The organism is Flammeovirga sp. EKP202 (assembly GCF_014534745.1).
GTDB lineage: Bacteria > Bacteroidota > Bacteroidia > Cytophagales > Flammeovirgaceae > Flammeovirga.
This window is the reverse complement of the sequence record NZ_JACVVP010000131.1, coordinates 1-795: the sequence shown is the minus strand read 5'-3', so window position 1 is coordinate 795 and position 795 is coordinate 1. Positions and strand designations below refer to the sequence as shown.

At 36.6% G+C, this 795-nt stretch carries 2 protein-coding genes; both read right to left on the bottom strand.

Features of this window, described 5'->3' with window-relative positions; translation table 11 throughout:
• Positions 1-167, bottom strand: a 167-nt coding sequence (locus tag IC221_RS29280) for a phosphoadenosine phosphosulfate reductase family protein (protein WP_188172326.1), incomplete at its 3' end; no start/stop codon positions are given.
• A gap of 7 nt (positions 168-174) precedes the next feature.
• Positions 175-789 carry an adenylyl-sulfate kinase gene (gene cysC / locus IC221_RS29275; RefSeq protein ID WP_188172327.1) on the bottom strand — a complete coding sequence of 205 codons (615 nt, stop codon included), beginning with the start codon at positions 787-789 and terminating at the stop codon, positions 175-177.
• Between the last annotated feature and the right edge of the window lie 6 nt (positions 790-795).

Sequence of the window (795 nt, the reverse complement as noted above, 5' to 3'; positions counted from 1 at the left end):
ACTTTTCCTGGCCAGAATGCTTTTCTTGCAAGGTGCAACATGACAATAGAGTCCTTGCCACCAGAGAATAGCATTGCTGGTCTTTCAAACTGAGATACTACCTCTCTAAATACATAGATAGCCTCCGACTCGAGTTGTTTTAAGTGGGTCAGTGTATAAGACTGCATTCTAAAGTTATTTGATGTTTGATAATTTAATGACAGGAAGAACAGCATCCAGTAGTTGCTTTAAACTCTCTTCCAAAGTTTGAGTATGCGTTGGGATTCTTACAAATGGGTCAGCAGGAATTTCAAAAGGAGAATCCAAACCCGTAAAGTTTTTAATCTCACCAGCTAGTGCTTTTTTATAAAGCCCCTTCACATCTCTTTCCGCACACACCTCAAAAGGTGCATCTATATGTACTTGGTAAAAATCTTCTTCACCAATAATATCTTTTGCTTGTGCTCTGATTTCCTCTGTAGGGCTGATTAGAGAACAAATGGTAACTAATCCTGAACTTACAAAAAGCTTTGACACTTCAGCAGATCTTCTTACGTTTTCAGTACGATCTTCCTCAGAGAAACCTAAGTTGCTGTTGATACCTGTTCTTAAGTTATCACCATCTAAAAGCATAGTATGATAACCTAAATCATGTAAAGCAAATTCTAAAGCTCTTGCTAATGTACTTTTTCCAGATCCAGAAAGACCTGTCATCCAAAGTACAATACCTTTTTGTTTTAATGATTCTTGTTTTTTCTCTCTTGATAAAAGAGAATTAAAAATCGGATGTATATTTGTTGCTTCGCTCATACGTTT